Raw genomic sequence first — 14,658 nt, 5'->3', positions numbered from 1 at the left:
CGCATTCAAATCCGATTGCGCCAGAACCGCATCCCCGAAGCCGTCGCGACAACCACTCACCTTCTCAGGCGTTTTTCCAGCAACAGTCAGTCCGCCTGGCACGACTCAAACAGGCTGTCGGTCCGCGCAGCCATAATGAAGTCGTTACGATGCAGTCCGCCAATCTTGTGGGTCCACCAGCGCACGGTGACCCTCCCCCATTCCAGCAGGATGGCCGGGTGATGGTTCTCAGACTCCGCAAGGTCAGCGACCTGGTTGGTAAAGACCTGAGCCTCGGCGAAGTTGCGGAAGCGATACTCTCGTTGCAACTGCTGTTCGCCCCCCAACTCTATGACTTCCCAGCCGGGAAGTTCTGGCAACAGAGCCTGCTGTTCGTCGGCACTGACCTTTGGCGCACCGGCCTGGCAGGCCTCACAGCTTTGTTCAGTTAATTTCACCACTTTACCTCTCCCGTTTACCTTCATGCCCGTTCCACTCCTGTAAGCGTGGCTCCTGACCATCAGGAGATCAAGGCTGAGCGGGCATCCATTCACAGAACCGCAGAGCAGCCACCGGATCGGTTGCCTTCAAACTCCTGTTGAAATCCATACCCATTCAGAATACTGTATATTTAAACAGTATTTCAGGAATACCCATGAGTGAACTGCTGAACAATCTCATCCACGACGCACGCATCTGGCAGGGGCACCGGCAGACCCCCACCCGCCAGACCACAGAGAGCACCGGCTACCACGAACTCGACCGGCAACTCGGAGCCACCGGCTGGCCCGTTGGCGCCCTGAGCGAGTGCCTGCTGGATGGTGCCGGTATTGGAGAGCTGCATCTGGTTCTGCCACTGATGAAACGGGTGTCTGCCGCTGGGCGTACCGTCTTCTGGGTCAACCCGCCCTACACACCCTACGTGCCGGCACTGTCCCAGGCCGGGGTGGCGTTATCACAGGTCGTGGTTATCCGCACATCCTCGAAAAGCGACACTCTATGGACGCTGGAGAACTGCCTCCGATCTCCGGTCACCGGGCTGGTTCTGGCCTGGCCCGGACACCTGGCTAACCGGGACACCCGGCGCCTGCAACTGGCCGCCGAGGCCGGAAATACCAGCTGCATCGTATTCCGGCCCCGCCAGGCCGGGCAGCACAGTTCCCCGGCAGCACTGCGACTGGATCTGACCCCCGCGCCTCGGCAAGGCTTGCAGATTCGGGTGCTGAAGCGGCGTGGCGGCTGGCCCGGACAATCCTGCCAGCTTGCCCTCGGAGACCGTACCGGACTCGCCAGCACAGACACTTCACGGATCATTGCCGGCCCCTGGTCGGACGCATCCGCGTAACCCGAGGTCTGCCGGCATGTTGTGGCTCTATCTCCACTTCCCCCACCTGCTGCTGGATCACGTCCGGCGGAGCCGTGAGAACCCCGTTGCCACGGCCATTGTAGAAGGGTCTCCGCCACAGGTAAGGCAGGCTTGCCCTCTGGCACAACAGCAGGGAGTGAGCCCTGGCATGCGACTGAAGACGGCCTTGTCCCTGGTACCGGATCTCGCCATTGCCCAACTGAAACCCTCTCAAGAACACGTCATTCTGGAGCAGCAGGCGCGCTGGCTTTACCGCTATGCGGCACAGCTTGTACTGTACCCGCCCGACGGCCTGCTGCTGGAAGCCAGCAGCCTGTTACGCCTGTACGGCAACCTGGACAGCCTATGGCAGGCACTGATACAGGCGGCCTCCCGGCGTCAGCTAACCCTCCGGCTGGCAACCGGACTCACCCCCAAGGCTACCCGCCTGCTGGCCCGTGCGGATCGGGGGCAATGCACTCAGGACACCGCTACCCTGACCCGGACCCTCAACCAGTTACCACTGGCTGACACCGAGCTGGAGCCCGGAACCCTGACCAGGCTCCGCCGCCTTGGGCTGACGCATCTCGGCGAAGTCTTCCAGCTCCCACCGAAAGAGCTGGCCAGGCGCCTCGATCCGGACACACTCGCTTTCCTGCAGCGCATCCAGGGAAGCCGGCCCGATCCTCAGGCTTTCTGGCAGCCACCTCACCGCTTCCATCAGCACATCGACTTCATCTGCGACGTCGAACAGACCCAGGGACTGTTATTCCCCCTGCACCCCATGCTCAGCGAACTGGAGGAGGACCTTCAGTGGCGTCAGGTCGACACCGACCGCCTGCAGCTGACCTTGCACCACCGGGATGGCGACACCCAGACATTGTCGGTTTGCCGGTCTGGCCCGGAACACCGCGCCAGCGCCTTTCTTGAGCTGATCCGCCTGCGGCTGGAATCGCACCCGCTAAACGCTCCCGTCTGCGCCATGGCCCTCACGGTGACTCGCTTTCTCCCCCGTGACACCCCCTCCGGCACTGACCTGCTCGGAGAAACCTTCGATCTTCGCGAGGCCTGGCAAACGCTGACCAGCCGACTGCAGGCGCGACTCGGAGAACAGGCCCTGCAGCAACTTGCCCCCCACGCGGACCACCGGCCGGAACGGGCCTGGGTGACGACCCCACTTCAACGTCCCCGCAAACCCGGCGCAGAGCGCTCCTGGAGCCATCCACCGGCACGACCGCTCTGGCTGCTGCCAGCGCCAGAGCCCTTGCAGCAATCCCCCGAGCACTGGCTGGCCGGCCCCGAGCGTATCTGCAGCGGCTGGTGGGACGGCCGTCAGGTGCAGCGTGACTACTACACCGCGCAATTGCCCGATGGCCAGGTCGCCTGGATCTTCCGGGACGTCCGTGACGGCTGGTTCATCCATGGCTGGTTTGGCTGACCACAAGTCATGATCAGGGACACCGACATGGGTTACGCCGAGCTGACCTGCTTCAGCAACTTCACCTTCCTTACCGGAGCCTCCCACCCCCACGAGCTGGCGGAACGGGCAATAGCCCTGGGGTATCAGGCACTGGCCATCACCGATGCCTGCTCGGTGGCCGGTATTCCCCGTGCCTGGGCCGCCCTTCGGGGCTCCCCGGTGAAGCTGATCACCGGCAGTTACTTTGAAGTGGAAGCCTCCGAAGGAGCACCACTGACGTTTACCCTGCTCGCCCGGGACCGAACCGGCTACAGCCAGCTCTGCCAACTGATCACCACCGCACGGCGCCGGGCTGACAAGGGCCGCTACCGGCTGGAACGGGAGGACCTGGACAGGCACTGCCTCAACCGCTGCCTTTGCCTCTGGCACCCTCTGTCCGGCAATGAGCAGGAGCCGTCCGATTCCCTGGCGGACACCGGCCGCTGGCTGCAGGCCCGTTTCTCCGGCAGCGTCTGGATCACCGTCACCCGTACGCTGGAACCCAATGAAGAACGCCAGCTTGAACGGGCCCGTTTCCTGTCCAGCCAGCTCGGTTGCGCCATCGTTGCCAGTGGCCAGGTTCACATGCACGCCCGCGACTGCCAGCCCCTGCAGGATGTGCTGACCGCTCTGCGTCACAACACCCCGGTGGAGCAGGCCGGCCATCACCTGTTCCAGAATGGCGAGCGCTACCTTCGCCCGCTGAGCGTACTGAAAAGGCTGTTTCCCGACAGCTGGCTTCAGGAAACCCTGCGCATCGCACAGCTGTGCACCTTCGACCCTGGAGAATTGCGCTACGAATACCCATCAGATCTGGTACCCAGTCATCAGACACCCGCAAGCTACCTGCAGCAGCTGACCCGGGATGGCGAACGCCGCCGTTTCCCACAAGGTACCCCCATAACCATCCAGGCCCTGATCCGCAAGGAGCTGACACTGATCGGCGAGTTGCGCTACGAGCATTACTTCCTCACCCTCCATGACATCGTCACCTTCGCCCGCAGCCAGGGCATTCTGTGTCAGGGCCGGGGCTCCGCCGCCAACTCCGCGGTCTGCTATTGCCTGGGCATCACCGAGGTGGATCCGACCCAGGTGGAGCTGTTGTTTGAGCGTTTTATCTCCAAAGACCGGGATGAACCGCCAGATATCGATGTGGACTTTGAGCACGAGCGGCGGGAAGAGGTGATCCAGTACATTTACCGGCGCTATGGCCGGGACCGGGCCGCACTGGCCGCCACAGTGATCCGCTACCGCCCCCGCAGCGCTGTACGTGACGTGGGTAAGGCCCTGGGATTTGATCCGGCGCAGGTGGAGCAGTTTCTGAGCGGCATTGACTGGCGGGACCAGGCGTCCAACTGGCGTCAGCAGATTCTCGACAAGCACCTGACCCGGAATCCGGCTATCGCCGATCAGTTTTTTACGCTGGTCAACCGGATCCTGGGGTTTCCGCGTCATTTGTCCCAGCATGTGGGTGGTTTTGTCATCAGTGCCGGCCCGTTATCGGAGCTGGTACCGGTGGAAAATGCCACCATGGCTGACCGAACCGTCATTCAGTGGGACAAGGATGATCTGGAAAGTCTGGGGCTGATGAAGGTGGATGTGCTCGCTCTGGGTATGCTTTCAGCGATCCGCAAGGCCCTGTCACTGGTCAGCCGGAAACTCGGCCACCCCTTTCGCCTTCAGGACATCGAACGGGAAAACCGGGAGGTCTATGACATGCTCTGCGAGGGTGACAGCATCGGCGTTTTCCAGGTGGAGTCCCGTGCGCAGATGAACATGCTGCCGCGGCTGCGCCCCCGCTGTTATTACGACCTTGTCATTCAGGTAGCCATTGTCCGCCCCGGCCCCATTCAGGGCGACATGGTTCACCCTTACCTGCAACGCCGGGCCAGTACCGAGCCTGTTGTTTACCCCAACACCGGGGTTCAAGGGGTACTGGAGCGAACCCTGGGCGTGCCGATTTTCCAGGAGCAGGTGATCAAGCTCGCGATGGTCGCCGCCGGCTTCAGTGCTGGCGAAGCCGACCGGCTGCGGCGCGCCATGGCGGCCTGGAAATCGGACGGAGACTTGACACCGTTCCGGGACAAGCTGATCCGGGGCATGCTCGAGCGAGGCCACGACGAAGAGTTTGCCGAACGACTATACCGGCAGATCTGCGGTTTCGGAGGCTATGGTTTTCCGGAATCCCATGCCGCCAGCTTCGCCCTGCTGGTCTACGTGTCGGCCTGGCTGAAGTGCCACCACCCGGCCGCCTTCTATTGCGGTTTGCTGAACAGCCAGCCGATGGGCTTCTACTCTCCTTCCCAACTGGTCCAGGATGCCCGTCGTCATAAGGTCACGGTACTGCCCGTAGACATCAATCACAGTCAGTGGGATCACACCCTGCAAGCCCGGGATGAGCACCTGCGGCTGGGCTTGAGACTAATCAAGGGGCTTTCTACTGAAGCTGGCCGGCGAATCTGTGAGCAACGCCCGGGAAGCGGCTATCAGTCCGCGTCAGAGTTACGACAGCGGGCCACGCTTCAGCAACGGGACCTTGAGCTGCTAGCCGGAGCAGGCGCCTTCGCCAGTATCAGCAACAACCGGCACCAGGCCTACTGGCAGCTGCTAGGGCATGAACATGAACCGGGCTGGCTGTTGGGGGAAGCTTGTCCCGGTTACGGCTCAGGGCCAGACATTGCACTGCCCACCCCCAGCGAAGGCCAAAACATGCTGTCAGACTACACCAGCCTCGGGCTCTCGCTGCAGCGTCATCCACTGGCATTGTTAAAGGAACAGGGCCATCTGAAGCATTGCCTGAATGCGGAGCAACTACTGGATCAGGAACCCGGCCGGCCGGTTCAGGTTGCCGGTCTGGTCACCGGCCGCCAGCGGCCCGGTTCAGCCGCGGGCGTCACCTTTGTCACCCTGGAGGATGAAAGCGGCAACGTCAATGTGGTGGTCTGGCTTGAAACAGCCCGCCGTCAACGCAAGCCGTTGCTGACCGCCCGCCTGCTACAGGTCAAGGGCGTTATTGAGCGTGAGGGCAATACCATCCACGTGATGGCTGGCAGACTGACAGACCTGAGCCACCTGATCGAACACCTCAATGTCCGCTCACGGGATTTTCAATGATTGCAGCAGAAAAGCAGATTTAAAGATCAATGAATCTCGGCAAGAACAGCAGGCCTAGCCCGATCGCCAGAAGTGTCCAGGCACTGTCAAAGAAATACGGATAGATCATCAAGGCGACTCCCGTCAGCCGGAAGCCCGGGCTTGATTGCCTGGCACCATAGACAAAATACCCCAAACCGATCGAACCGAATATCACAACAAAGAACAGATGATAGATATCCATAACCCCCTAATCCCCTGAATGCCCCATGGCCAACACCACGCAGCAGGCCGACTCGAATAAGCACCACTAACGCCTAGCTTATTCCAGACAATCGAATCTTCAACGTGAAAGCACCTGCCGAAAGAGCTCTCGCTCCTTCTGGCGCCATGGTGAACAACCAATAAAAAACCCGCGAGGCTTACGCCTGGCGGGTTTTTTGCCAACGGGCAACGATCAGCTGAGCAGCTTGATCATCACACCGGCCGCGACAGCAGAACCGATAACACCGGCTACGTTCGGGCCCATGGCATGCATCAGCAGGAAGTTCTGCGGGTTCGCTTCCAGACCGACCTTGTTGGAAACACGGGCAGCCATCGGTACCGCAGACACACCGGCGGATCCAATCAACGGATTGATCTTATCCTTGCTAAGTGCGTTCATCAGCTTCGCCATCAGTACCCCACTGGCGGTGCCCACACAGAAGGCAGCCATACCCAGCAGCAGAATACCCAGGGTCTGCAGGTCCAGAAACTTGTCAGCACTCAGCTTGGAGCCCACAGACAGACCCAGGATGATGGTCACAATGTTGATCAGTGCGTTCTGGGCAGTATCACTCAGACGATCGACCACACCACACTCGCGCATCAGGTTACCAAAGCAGAACATACCGAGCAGCGGAGCCGCGTCCGGCAGGAACAGCGCAGTGGCAATCAGCACCACAATCGGGAAAACAATCTTTTCCTTCTTGCTGACCGCACGCAGCTGGGACATTTTGATAGCCCGCTCTTTCTCGGAGGTCAGTGCCTTCATGATCGGCGGCTGAATCATCGGTACCAGAGCCATGTAGGAGTATGCAGCCACCGCGATCGCACCCAACAGGTGCGGCGCCAGGATGCTGGACACGTAGATGGACGTCGGACCATCCGCTCCGCCAATGATACCAATCGCGGCCGCTTCAAAGATGGTGAAATCCATCGTGCCTGACATGGTCAGCAAGGCTGCACCAATGACCGTACCGAAGATACCAAACTGTGCGGCAGCACCCAGAAGCAGGGTCTTCGGGTTGGCCAGCAGAGGACCGAAGTCGGTCATGGCGCCAACACCCATGAAGATCAGCAGCGGTGCAACACCACTGGCAATCGCCACACTGTAGAAGTTATACAGCATGCCATTGGTGTAACCCATGGACTGGGCGACGATACCAGCCTGCTGATAAACCCCACTGTTCGCTTCCTTATAGGCGTGTTTGAGTGCCTCCAGAACTTCCGGAGTCACCGCCTGCCCTACCTGGAAATTAACGTCCAGTACGCTAGCCAGCGCCGCAAGGGCTTCCGGCTTGGCGAAGTGGATGGCATTTTCCGCCGCCGAAAACGCAAGACCCGCTTCCGGAATATTCGCCAGAATGCCACCGAAGCCAATTGGCACCAGCAGCAGAGGCTCAAAACCCTTGCGGATCGCAAGGAACAGCAGAACCAGGCCGATACAGATCATGAAGAACTGTCCGCCGGTCATATTGAACAGGCCACTGCCTGTCCACAACGTAAGCAACTTATCCATGGAATGCTGGCCCTTATGCGATTGTCAGCATTTCATCATCAACAGCGACGGCATCACCGACCTTGATGAAGACTTCGCCGATGGTACCGGCTTTCGGAGCGCGGATCTCGGTCTCCATTTTCATGGCTTCAAGGATGATCAGGACATCACCTTCCTGAACGGAATCGCCCGGAGACACCAGAACCTTGAAAATGTTACCGCCCAGAGGGGCTGGTACCGGATCACCACCACCAACAGGTGCAGCGGCTGCAGGTGCTGCTGCGGCAGCGGCAGCGCCGCCCTGGCCCTGAATCTGAGTGATCTCGCCACCTTCAGCAACAGCAACCACATACTCTTTACCGTTCACATTGACGGTGTAGGTTTCCGGACCAGAGGCTTTCTTGGCTGGTGCAACGTCGTCAGCAGATGGAACCGGCTCAAACGCATCCGGGTTACCACGATTCTCAAGGAACTTGAGACCGATCTGCGGGAACAGGGCGTAGGTCAGAACGTCGTCGACTTCCTGATCGGCCAGCTTGATGCCCTTATCACCTGCGAGCTGCTTCAGCTCGGCAGTCAGCTTGTCCATTTCCGGCTCCAGCAGATCAGCCGGGCGGCAGGTTACAGGCTCTTTACCATCAAGGACGCGCGCCTGGAGTTCCTTGTTGAACTCAGACGGAGCAGCACCGTACTCGCCCTTCAGAACCGCAGCGGTTTCCTTCGAAATGGACTTGTAACGCTCACCGGTCAGTACATTAAGTACCGCCTGGGTGCCAACAATCTGGGAAGTCGGGGTTACCAGCGGGATAAAGCCCAGATCTTCACGAACACGGGGAATCTCCGCCAGCACTTCGTCAAACTTGTTGGTGGCGTTCTGCTCGCGCAGCTGGCTTTCCATATTGGTCAGCATGCCACCAGGAACCTGCGCGGTCAGGATGCGGGAATCCACGCCTCTCAGGCTGCCTTCAAACTTTGCGTACTTCTTGCGGACTTCACGGAAATAACCGGCAATTTCTTCAAGCAGGTTGATGTCCAGGCCGGTATCACGGTCGGTACCTTCAAGAATCGCTACCACGGCTTCCGTGGGCGAGTGACCGTAGGTCATCGACATGGAAGAAATCGCAGTATCGACGTTATCAATGCCTGCTTCCGCCGCCTTGAGGGCAGTCGCCGTAGACATGCCAGTGGTGGCGTGGCACTGCATATGAATCGGAACGCTCAGTTCCTTCTTCAGGCGGGTAACCAGGTCAAAGGCCACGTAAGGCTTGAGCAGGCCAGCCATGTCCTTGATAGCGATGGAATCGGCGCCCATGGACTCGATTTCTTTCGCCAGTTCAACCCACATGTCAACGGTATGAACCGGGCTGACAGTGTAGGAAATGGTGCCCTGGGCATGCTTGCCGGTTTTGCGCACGGCCTTGATAGCAGTGTCCAGGTTACGGGGGTCGTTCATCGCATCAAAGATACGGAATACGTCGACGCCGTTCTCGGCGGCACGATCCACAAAGCGCTCTACCACATCATCCGCATAATGACGGTAACCCAGCAGGTTCTGGCCACGCAGCAGCATCTGCTGAGGCGTATTGGGCATGACCTTCTTCAGTTCGCGAATGCGTTCCCAGGGATCTTCGCCCAGGTAACGGATGCAGGAATCGAATGTCGCGCCGCCCCAGGATTCCAGGGACCAGAAGCCAACCTTGTCGAGCTTCTCGGCAATGGGCAGCATGTCGTCAAGACGCATGCGGGTTGCCAGCAGGGACTGGTGGGCGTCACGCAGAATAACGTCCGTAATCCCCAGGGGTTTCTTTGTGTCTGTCATCGTGTCAGCCTTCTGTTTAAAGGTTCTAATTCGTCGTCCGAGTCACTTCTTGTGGCGTGCCCGGAACTGTGCAACCGCCTTCTTGATTGCCTCAGCAGTGTCAGGGTCTACTGACGCGGGTGCTGAGGACGGTGCACGGGATGTACGTGCCGGGGTCGCCGGCTCGGGCGGTGTCAACCGGGTAATGATTTTGGACATGAACATTGTTGCGAACACCAGCACAACCAGGAACGCAAAAACGAAACCCATACCCGCAATCATCAGGTCAACGGCTTGAGACATCAGGTTATCCATGATGAATAGCTACCTGTAGATTCATTGGTTGATTTTCCCCGAAAACGCCTCCTCTCCGCAGAAGCGGGCCGCCAGGCCAACTTTCGGGGGGCAAAATCCCGCGTAATTTACCGACTTCCGCCCTGAGGCGCAACCAAAATGAGCCGGGGCCGCAGGCCAAAAACCTGACAAAATGGGACGATCAGTAGTGGCTCTCAGACCAGCCGGACCCGAAACCTGCGCCCTTTGATTTTCCCGTTTTCCAAGGCCCACAGGGCCTTGCGGGCCAATCGCTGCTCCACCGCGACAAAGCTCTGGAAATCAAACAGATCGATCTTGCCGATCGCCGCTCCGGGCAACCCGCCCTCGCCTGTCAGAGCCCCAAGAATGTCGCCGGGGCGAACCTTGTCCTTACGGCCACCGGCGATACACAGGGTACTCATCGAGCTCGCGACCGGTACCCGGGAAACCGCCAGCAGGCGCTCAGTATCGCCCCACGTCAGCGCCATCTCCCGCTCGTGCCCCATCCGCTCAACCCGGTGTTCCTGAGGTGGCGTGCACAGAGTAACGGCATGACCGGACTCACCCGCCCGACCGGTACGACCAACCCGGTGCGTATGCACTTCACTGTCCCTTGCCGGCTCAACATTGACCACCAGTGGCAACGCTTTGATATCGAGGCCTCGGGCAGCGACATCCGTGGCCACCAGAATATTGACACTGCCATTCGCAAACCGGACCAGCGCCTCATCCCGATCTCTCTGCTCAAGGTCTCCATGGATTGCCAGAGCGCTGAATCCATTGCTATTTAGCTCTTCGGCAATGTCGTCACACTGTTGTTTGGTCGTGCAGAATGCGATGCAGGAAGACGGCTGCCAACGGGATAGCACCGCCATCAGAGCGTTACCCTGCTCGCCCGGGGCAATCCGGTAAAACTGCTCATCTATGTCAGGAGCCTCTTCCTGGTCGACGACCCGGACATCCACAGGCTCACGTTGATAGTTGGAGCTCATCTGGCGAATGGCGTCCGGCCAGGTGGCTGAGAACATCAGCGTCTGACGAGACGCCGGCGCCTGTTCCAGAATATCCGTGATCACCTCACGAAATCCCATGTCGAGCATCCGGTCCGCCTCATCCAGCACAACGGTGCGGAGATGATCGAGGTTTAGCGTGCCTTTGCGCAGGTGATCCTGAATTCGCCCGGGCGTGCCCACAATCAGATGCGCGCCATGACTCAGCGAACCTATCTGCGGGCCAATTGCCACACCACCACAAAGCGTGAGCACCTTGACGTTTTGTTTCGCCCGCGCCAGCTGACGCAGAGATTTCGCCACCTGGTCCGCCAGCTCCCGGGTGGGGCATAGCACCAGGCCCTGACAGGCAAAATGCCGAGCATTGAGCCCCTCAACCAGACCTATACCAAACGCAGCCGTCTTACCACTCCCGGTTTTGGCCATGGCGATGACATCCTTTCCCTTGATGGCAAGAGGAATGGTTTTAGCCTGCACCTGAGTGGGTTCACTATAGCCAAGCTGCGACAGGTTGCTCTGCATAGACCGCGACAACGGCAGCTCATTAAAAGAGGACATATATGGGATCCAATAGACAAAAGCCTTCCAATCACTCCCCCACGCTGAATGCTTACGGGAATGATTCCAGTAGGCGTATACTACCGGATCATCCTTCATGAGTCTGGAAACAACGCTACGGAGCCGTAAATGGCATCATTACAGGAGCAACTTTTAAAGGCGGGCCTTGCCGATGAAAAGAAAGCTAAGGCCGTCCGCCAGGAAAAGCGCAAGAAGCGGAAGCAGCAACCCAAGGGCGCAACAGAAGTCAGTGAAAGCCAGATCCGCGCTCAGCAAGCCCGCCAGGAAAAAGCCGAACGGGATCGCCAGCTGAACCTGGAACGCCAGAAAGAGGCTGAGCAGAAAGCCATCCACGCACAAATACGCCAGCTGATAGAAACTAACCGCCTCGACCGCAGCCGCGGCACCGAGTCCTATCAGTTCGTGCACAACAAGAAGATCAAGAAACTGCTTGTTGAGCCGGCCATGGTGGACCAGCTATCCCGCGGACGACTGGCCATTGTATGCATCAATGACCAGTATGAAGTGGTTGCCGAAGCCGTTGCTCGAAAAATCATGGAACGCGAGGAAACTGCCGTGGTTGTCTTACATGACAAGCCCCAGCAGTCTGAGCCTGAAGAAGACGATCCCTATGCAGGTTACGAAATCCCGGATGACCTGATGTGGTAGATCATCCAGCCGACATCACGCCGCTGATGTAAAACGCCAGTGGCACAGGCGCAACCGCCAGTGCCACTGTTGGCAGGAACAGATAAAACGGCATCAGACGACTGATCCCCAGTAACATGGCTATCCCCCCGCCACCGCCGACCAGGGCATTTCCCGGCACGTTCAGCATTACAACAACGGCCAGATACCGATGCCTCAGAATAAAAGGCACGACCCCCGAAGGCACACTCTCATACAGCCCGTTCAACCGCTCTTCCGGTGGCAAGGATTCAAGATAGGCCACCAGCCTGGCAGCCCGTTCGAAATACAACCAGGACAGCAAGCGACTTAACGTGCGGCGTGGCATAAAGCGACCACAGCAGAAGCTCACAGATAAGGCCAGAACGGTGCAAAGGTAGACCAGCAAGGCGCCACTACCACCAAGAAGCACAAGCAACGCCAGGCCAACCTCGATCCCGGGCATGAACGGAACCGCCATCAGTACAATGTAGAGCGCCGACGCACCCAGCACCATGGCATGCAGCACCAGCTCATGACGGGGAAAAACCTGAAAATCGAGCCACGCCACCAGAGAATGACCGAGCAGGTTAAGGCCCAGCGCACCGCCGATTAAAAGGAGTAAGCGGAAACAGCGATGCCAAGTGGGCATCTATGGGGTCGCCACTCCGGTAAACCGATACTCACGCCGAGTATCCCAATACCAGCGCTCCTTGGTCCAGACAACCTCAGCCTCAACCCGGTTATTACCAACCACCCCACGCCACTCCATCTGGCCATGGGTCGGGCTGGTCACCGTCGCGGCAAAGTACACCTGTCCCCCACTTTCCTCTACTTCATAGACCTCATAAGCAGCCCGACCAAAGCCGTATGCCTCACAGGCACGAGACAGAAACAGCCCCTGCTCGAACACCAGCTGATCCTTGTCGCCACCGCTGGAAGCATCCGCTTGCCGAAGCACCCCATCAAACCTCATACCTTCAAGAGCGTCATCAACAGGCTGACCCAGCGAGACGGCGGACCAACTCAACAAGGACACCAGCGAAACGACGCTTAAAGGAACGATTGATAGACTCATACCCCCCTCCCCGAAGGCCTGAATTGCGCCTCCTTACCTACAGCTTAGACCAGCCCCCCAATTTTTTTCGCCACTGGATGCATCTATACCCGCCCCTGAAACGCATTACCCAATGATCACTAAAACCATTGGAGATACACATGAAACAACTGACACTCAAGACTCTCGCTCTCACCACCGCACTGGGCCTTTCCCTGACCGCTCACGCCGGCCATACCAACCACGTGCTGTCCACCCACCTGTCAGCAGACAACCTGGTGGGAACCGACGGTGATCCAGATGGCAAGGGGCATGCCCATGTGTTTGGTGTAGACGGTGACCCAACGACGTTGTGCTATGTCATTCAGGTCGAGAACATCGCCATGGTGCCAGTTGGCGAAGGAATGGCGGCCCACATCCATGAAGCAGGCGCAACCGGCAATGGTGACCCGATTGCCATGCTGGCCGGCCCCGAGGATGGCGATGCTGCCGACTGCCTGACCGAAGGAGAGGAAGGTAAATTCCCCACCGGTGAAGCCGGCATTGTTAAGCGGATACTTGAGAACCCGTCTGACTTCTACATCAACATCCACAACCCTGAATATCCGGCGGGCGCGATTCGCGGGCAACTGATGGGGCCGCATCAAGGAATGTAATAAGGCGTGGAGTTAAACGCTGAAGCATACAAACAAAAAACCCTGCACTAGGCAGGGTTCTTTGTTTGATATGGCGCGGCTGGGAGGATTATTCGGGCTGCGCCCTCCCCTTTCGGGGCCGTCGTCGCAACGCTCCGACGTTCCTCCGCATGCACAGCATGCTCCGGTCGAACCTCTGTCGGTTCAAATCCTTTCAGACTCTGAAGCATACAAACAAAAAACCCTGCACTAGGCAGGGTTTTTTGTTTGATATGGCGCGGCTGGGAGGATTCGAACCTCCGACCGCCTGGTTCGTAGCCAGGTACTCTATCCAGCTGAGCTACAGCCGCTTAAAACTTGGTTGATTTTGATGGCGCGGCTGGGAGGATTCGAACCTCCGACCGCCTGGTTCGTAGCCAGGTACTCTATCCAGCTGAGCTACAGCCGCGTGTATCAAAATCTGTTGAGCGCTATCTCAACGGTTCCCTATTTCCTGAAAGGCAAATGGCGGAGAGGGAGGGATTCGAACCCTCGGTACGATTGCTCGTACGGTTCCTTAGCAGGGAACTGGTTTCAGCCACTCACCCACCTCTCCTTGAGAACGCCGCGTATACTACCAGAAAATTTCAATTTTCATAGGGTTGACACAACATTTTTTTCTGCGGGTTTTCAGGACCACCAAAAAAGCCGCCCGGGTTTCCCTTGAGCGGCTTTTTGATAACCTTCAGCAGTTGCCGGGCTCCGGCTCGTCAGAGTCTTTTTCACTCTGAATCCGCTGATAAATTTCTTCCCGGTGAACCGCTACTTCTTTTGGTGCATTCACACCAATGCGTACCTGATTCCCCTTTACCCCGAGTACGGTCACGGTTACGTCATCACCGACCATCAAGGTTTCGCCCACACGGCGAGTCAAAATCAACATGTCCAATACTCCCTTTTCAGAGCTACAAGTTCCGACAATTTATCTTTATATAACGTTATAGT

Annotated in this window: 14 protein-coding genes and 3 tRNA genes; 5 read left to right on the top strand and 12 right to left on the bottom strand. The window is 58.5% G+C overall.

Annotated elements, in window-relative coordinates; genetic code table 11:
* Positions 1-86 precede the first annotated feature (86 nt).
* Complete coding sequence (locus BLV11_RS05295; protein ID WP_091812240.1) at positions 87-440, bottom strand: 4a-hydroxytetrahydrobiopterin dehydratase; 354 nt, start codon at positions 438-440, stop codon at positions 87-89.
* A gap of 194 nt (positions 441-634) precedes the next feature.
* On the opposite strand from BLV11_RS05295, the gene imuA reads away from it, so the two are divergent.
* The 3 genes from imuA to BLV11_RS05280 are packed head-to-tail and all read left to right on the top strand — an operon-like array spanning position 635 to position 5,897.
* Positions 635-1,324 carry a translesion DNA synthesis-associated protein ImuA gene (gene imuA / locus BLV11_RS05290; RefSeq protein ID WP_091811933.1) on the top strand — a complete coding sequence of 230 codons (690 nt, stop codon included), beginning with the start codon at positions 635-637 and terminating at the stop codon, positions 1,322-1,324.
* Positions 1,325-1,340: 16 nt separating this feature from the next.
* Positions 1,341-2,762 (top strand): Y-family DNA polymerase, encoded by a 1,422-nt coding sequence (locus tag BLV11_RS05285; protein WP_091811932.1) that lies wholly within the window; start codon positions 1,341-1,343, stop codon positions 2,760-2,762.
* A 9-nt stretch (positions 2,763-2,771) separates the two neighbouring features.
* Positions 2,772-5,897 (top strand): error-prone DNA polymerase, encoded by a 3,126-nt coding sequence (locus BLV11_RS05280; RefSeq protein ID WP_245725925.1) that lies wholly within the window; start codon positions 2,772-2,774, stop codon positions 5,895-5,897.
* A gap of 19 nt (positions 5,898-5,916) precedes the next feature.
* On the opposite strand, the gene BLV11_RS05275 is transcribed toward BLV11_RS05280, so the two are convergent.
* The 5 genes from BLV11_RS05275 to dbpA form a co-directional block, all read right to left on the bottom strand.
* On the bottom strand, positions 5,917-6,120 hold the full coding sequence (locus tag BLV11_RS05275) for a hypothetical protein (protein WP_091811930.1): 204 nt from the start codon (positions 6,118-6,120) through the stop codon (positions 5,917-5,919).
* 213 nt (positions 6,121-6,333) lie between these two features.
* Positions 6,334-7,656 carry a sodium ion-translocating decarboxylase subunit beta gene (locus BLV11_RS05270; protein WP_091811929.1) on the bottom strand — a complete coding sequence of 441 codons (1,323 nt, stop codon included), beginning with the start codon at positions 7,654-7,656 and terminating at the stop codon, positions 6,334-6,336.
* Positions 7,657-7,669: 13 nt separating this feature from the next.
* Positions 7,670-9,454 (bottom strand): sodium-extruding oxaloacetate decarboxylase subunit alpha, encoded by a 1,785-nt coding sequence (gene oadA / locus BLV11_RS05265; protein ID WP_091811928.1) that lies wholly within the window; start codon positions 9,452-9,454, stop codon positions 7,670-7,672.
* A 42-nt stretch (positions 9,455-9,496) separates the two neighbouring features.
* Entirely contained in the window at positions 9,497-9,748 is a 252-nt protein-coding gene (locus BLV11_RS05260) for an OadG family protein (RefSeq protein WP_091811927.1), read from the bottom strand.
* A gap of 194 nt (positions 9,749-9,942) precedes the next feature.
* Positions 9,943-11,316 (bottom strand): ATP-dependent RNA helicase DbpA, encoded by a 1,374-nt coding sequence (dbpA, locus tag BLV11_RS05255; protein ID WP_091811926.1) that lies wholly within the window; start codon positions 11,314-11,316, stop codon positions 9,943-9,945.
* Between the two features lie 129 nt (positions 11,317-11,445).
* On the opposite strand from dbpA, the gene BLV11_RS05250 reads away from it, so the two are divergent.
* Positions 11,446-11,985: a DUF2058 domain-containing protein gene (locus BLV11_RS05250; protein WP_091811925.1), complete on the top strand. Its 540-nt coding sequence runs from the start codon at positions 11,446-11,448 to the stop codon at positions 11,983-11,985.
* A gap of 1 nt (position 11,986) precedes the next feature.
* On the opposite strand, the gene BLV11_RS05245 is transcribed toward BLV11_RS05250, so the two are convergent.
* Positions 11,987-12,634, bottom strand: coding sequence for a hypothetical protein (locus tag BLV11_RS05245; RefSeq protein WP_091811924.1), 648 nt, complete (start codon positions 12,632-12,634; stop codon positions 11,987-11,989).
* Entirely contained in the window at positions 12,635-13,060 is a 426-nt protein-coding gene (locus BLV11_RS05240) for a hypothetical protein (protein ID WP_091811923.1), read from the bottom strand.
* A 140-nt stretch (positions 13,061-13,200) separates the two neighbouring features.
* Between BLV11_RS05240 and BLV11_RS05235 the strand changes: the two genes are divergently transcribed.
* Positions 13,201-13,695, top strand: coding sequence for a CHRD domain-containing protein (locus BLV11_RS05235; protein WP_091811922.1), 495 nt, complete (start codon positions 13,201-13,203; stop codon positions 13,693-13,695).
* 252 nt (positions 13,696-13,947) lie between these two features.
* Here the strand turns inward: BLV11_RS05235 and BLV11_RS05230 are convergent.
* The 4 genes from BLV11_RS05230 to csrA form a co-directional block, all read right to left on the bottom strand.
* Positions 13,948-14,024 (bottom strand) — tRNA-Arg (locus BLV11_RS05230).
* A 21-nt stretch (positions 14,025-14,045) separates the two neighbouring features.
* Positions 14,046-14,122 (bottom strand) — tRNA-Arg (locus BLV11_RS05225).
* A gap of 57 nt (positions 14,123-14,179) precedes the next feature.
* A tRNA-Ser gene (locus BLV11_RS05220) sits at positions 14,180-14,269 on the bottom strand.
* Between the two features lie 129 nt (positions 14,270-14,398).
* The gene (gene csrA, locus BLV11_RS05215) at positions 14,399-14,596 is read right to left on the bottom strand and encodes a carbon storage regulator CsrA (protein ID WP_091811921.1); all 198 of its coding nucleotides are present in this window, start codon (positions 14,594-14,596) and stop codon (positions 14,399-14,401) included.
* Positions 14,597-14,658: the final 62 nt, after the last annotated feature.

Origin of the sequence: Marinobacter mobilis (assembly GCF_900106945.1) — a bacterium.
Classification (GTDB): Bacteria; Pseudomonadota; Gammaproteobacteria; order Pseudomonadales; family Oleiphilaceae; genus Marinobacter; species Marinobacter mobilis.
Note: the sequence above shows the minus strand (reverse complement) of the source record. Positions and strands in the feature narration are given on the sequence as shown.

What these genes read in the sequence shown, in the direction of transcription:
- imuA (WP_091811933.1), top strand. Translation starts at nt 635, where the DNA reads ATGAGTGAACTGCTGAACAATCTCATCCACGACGCACGCATCTGGCAG.
- BLV11_RS05285 (WP_091811932.1), top strand. Translation starts at nt 1,341, where the DNA reads ATGTTGTGGCTCTATCTCCACTTCCCCCACCTGCTGCTGGATCACGTC.
- BLV11_RS05280 (WP_245725925.1), top strand. Translation starts at nt 2,772, where the DNA reads ATGATCAGGGACACCGACATGGGTTACGCCGAGCTGACCTGCTTCAGC.
- BLV11_RS05275 (WP_091811930.1), bottom strand. Translation starts at nt 6,120, where the DNA reads ATGGATATCTATCATCTGTTCTTTGTTGTGATATTCGGTTCGATCGGT.
- BLV11_RS05270 (WP_091811929.1), bottom strand. Translation starts at nt 7,656, where the DNA reads ATGGATAAGTTGCTTACGTTGTGGACAGGCAGTGGCCTGTTCAATATG.
- oadA (WP_091811928.1), bottom strand. Translation starts at nt 9,454, where the DNA reads ATGACAGACACAAAGAAACCCCTGGGGATTACGGACGTTATTCTGCGT.
- BLV11_RS05260 (WP_091811927.1), bottom strand. Translation starts at nt 9,748, where the DNA reads ATGGATAACCTGATGTCTCAAGCCGTTGACCTGATGATTGCGGGTATG.
- dbpA (WP_091811926.1), bottom strand. Translation starts at nt 11,316, where the DNA reads ATGTCCTCTTTTAATGAGCTGCCGTTGTCGCGGTCTATGCAGAGCAAC.
- BLV11_RS05250 (WP_091811925.1), top strand. Translation starts at nt 11,446, where the DNA reads ATGGCATCATTACAGGAGCAACTTTTAAAGGCGGGCCTTGCCGATGAA.
- BLV11_RS05245 (WP_091811924.1), bottom strand. Translation starts at nt 12,634, where the DNA reads ATGCCCACTTGGCATCGCTGTTTCCGCTTACTCCTTTTAATCGGCGGT.
- BLV11_RS05240 (WP_091811923.1), bottom strand. Translation starts at nt 13,060, where the DNA reads ATGAGTCTATCAATCGTTCCTTTAAGCGTCGTTTCGCTGGTGTCCTTG.
- BLV11_RS05235 (WP_091811922.1), top strand. Translation starts at nt 13,201, where the DNA reads ATGAAACAACTGACACTCAAGACTCTCGCTCTCACCACCGCACTGGGC.
- csrA (WP_091811921.1), bottom strand. Translation starts at nt 14,596, where the DNA reads ATGTTGATTTTGACTCGCCGTGTGGGCGAAACCTTGATGGTCGGTGAT.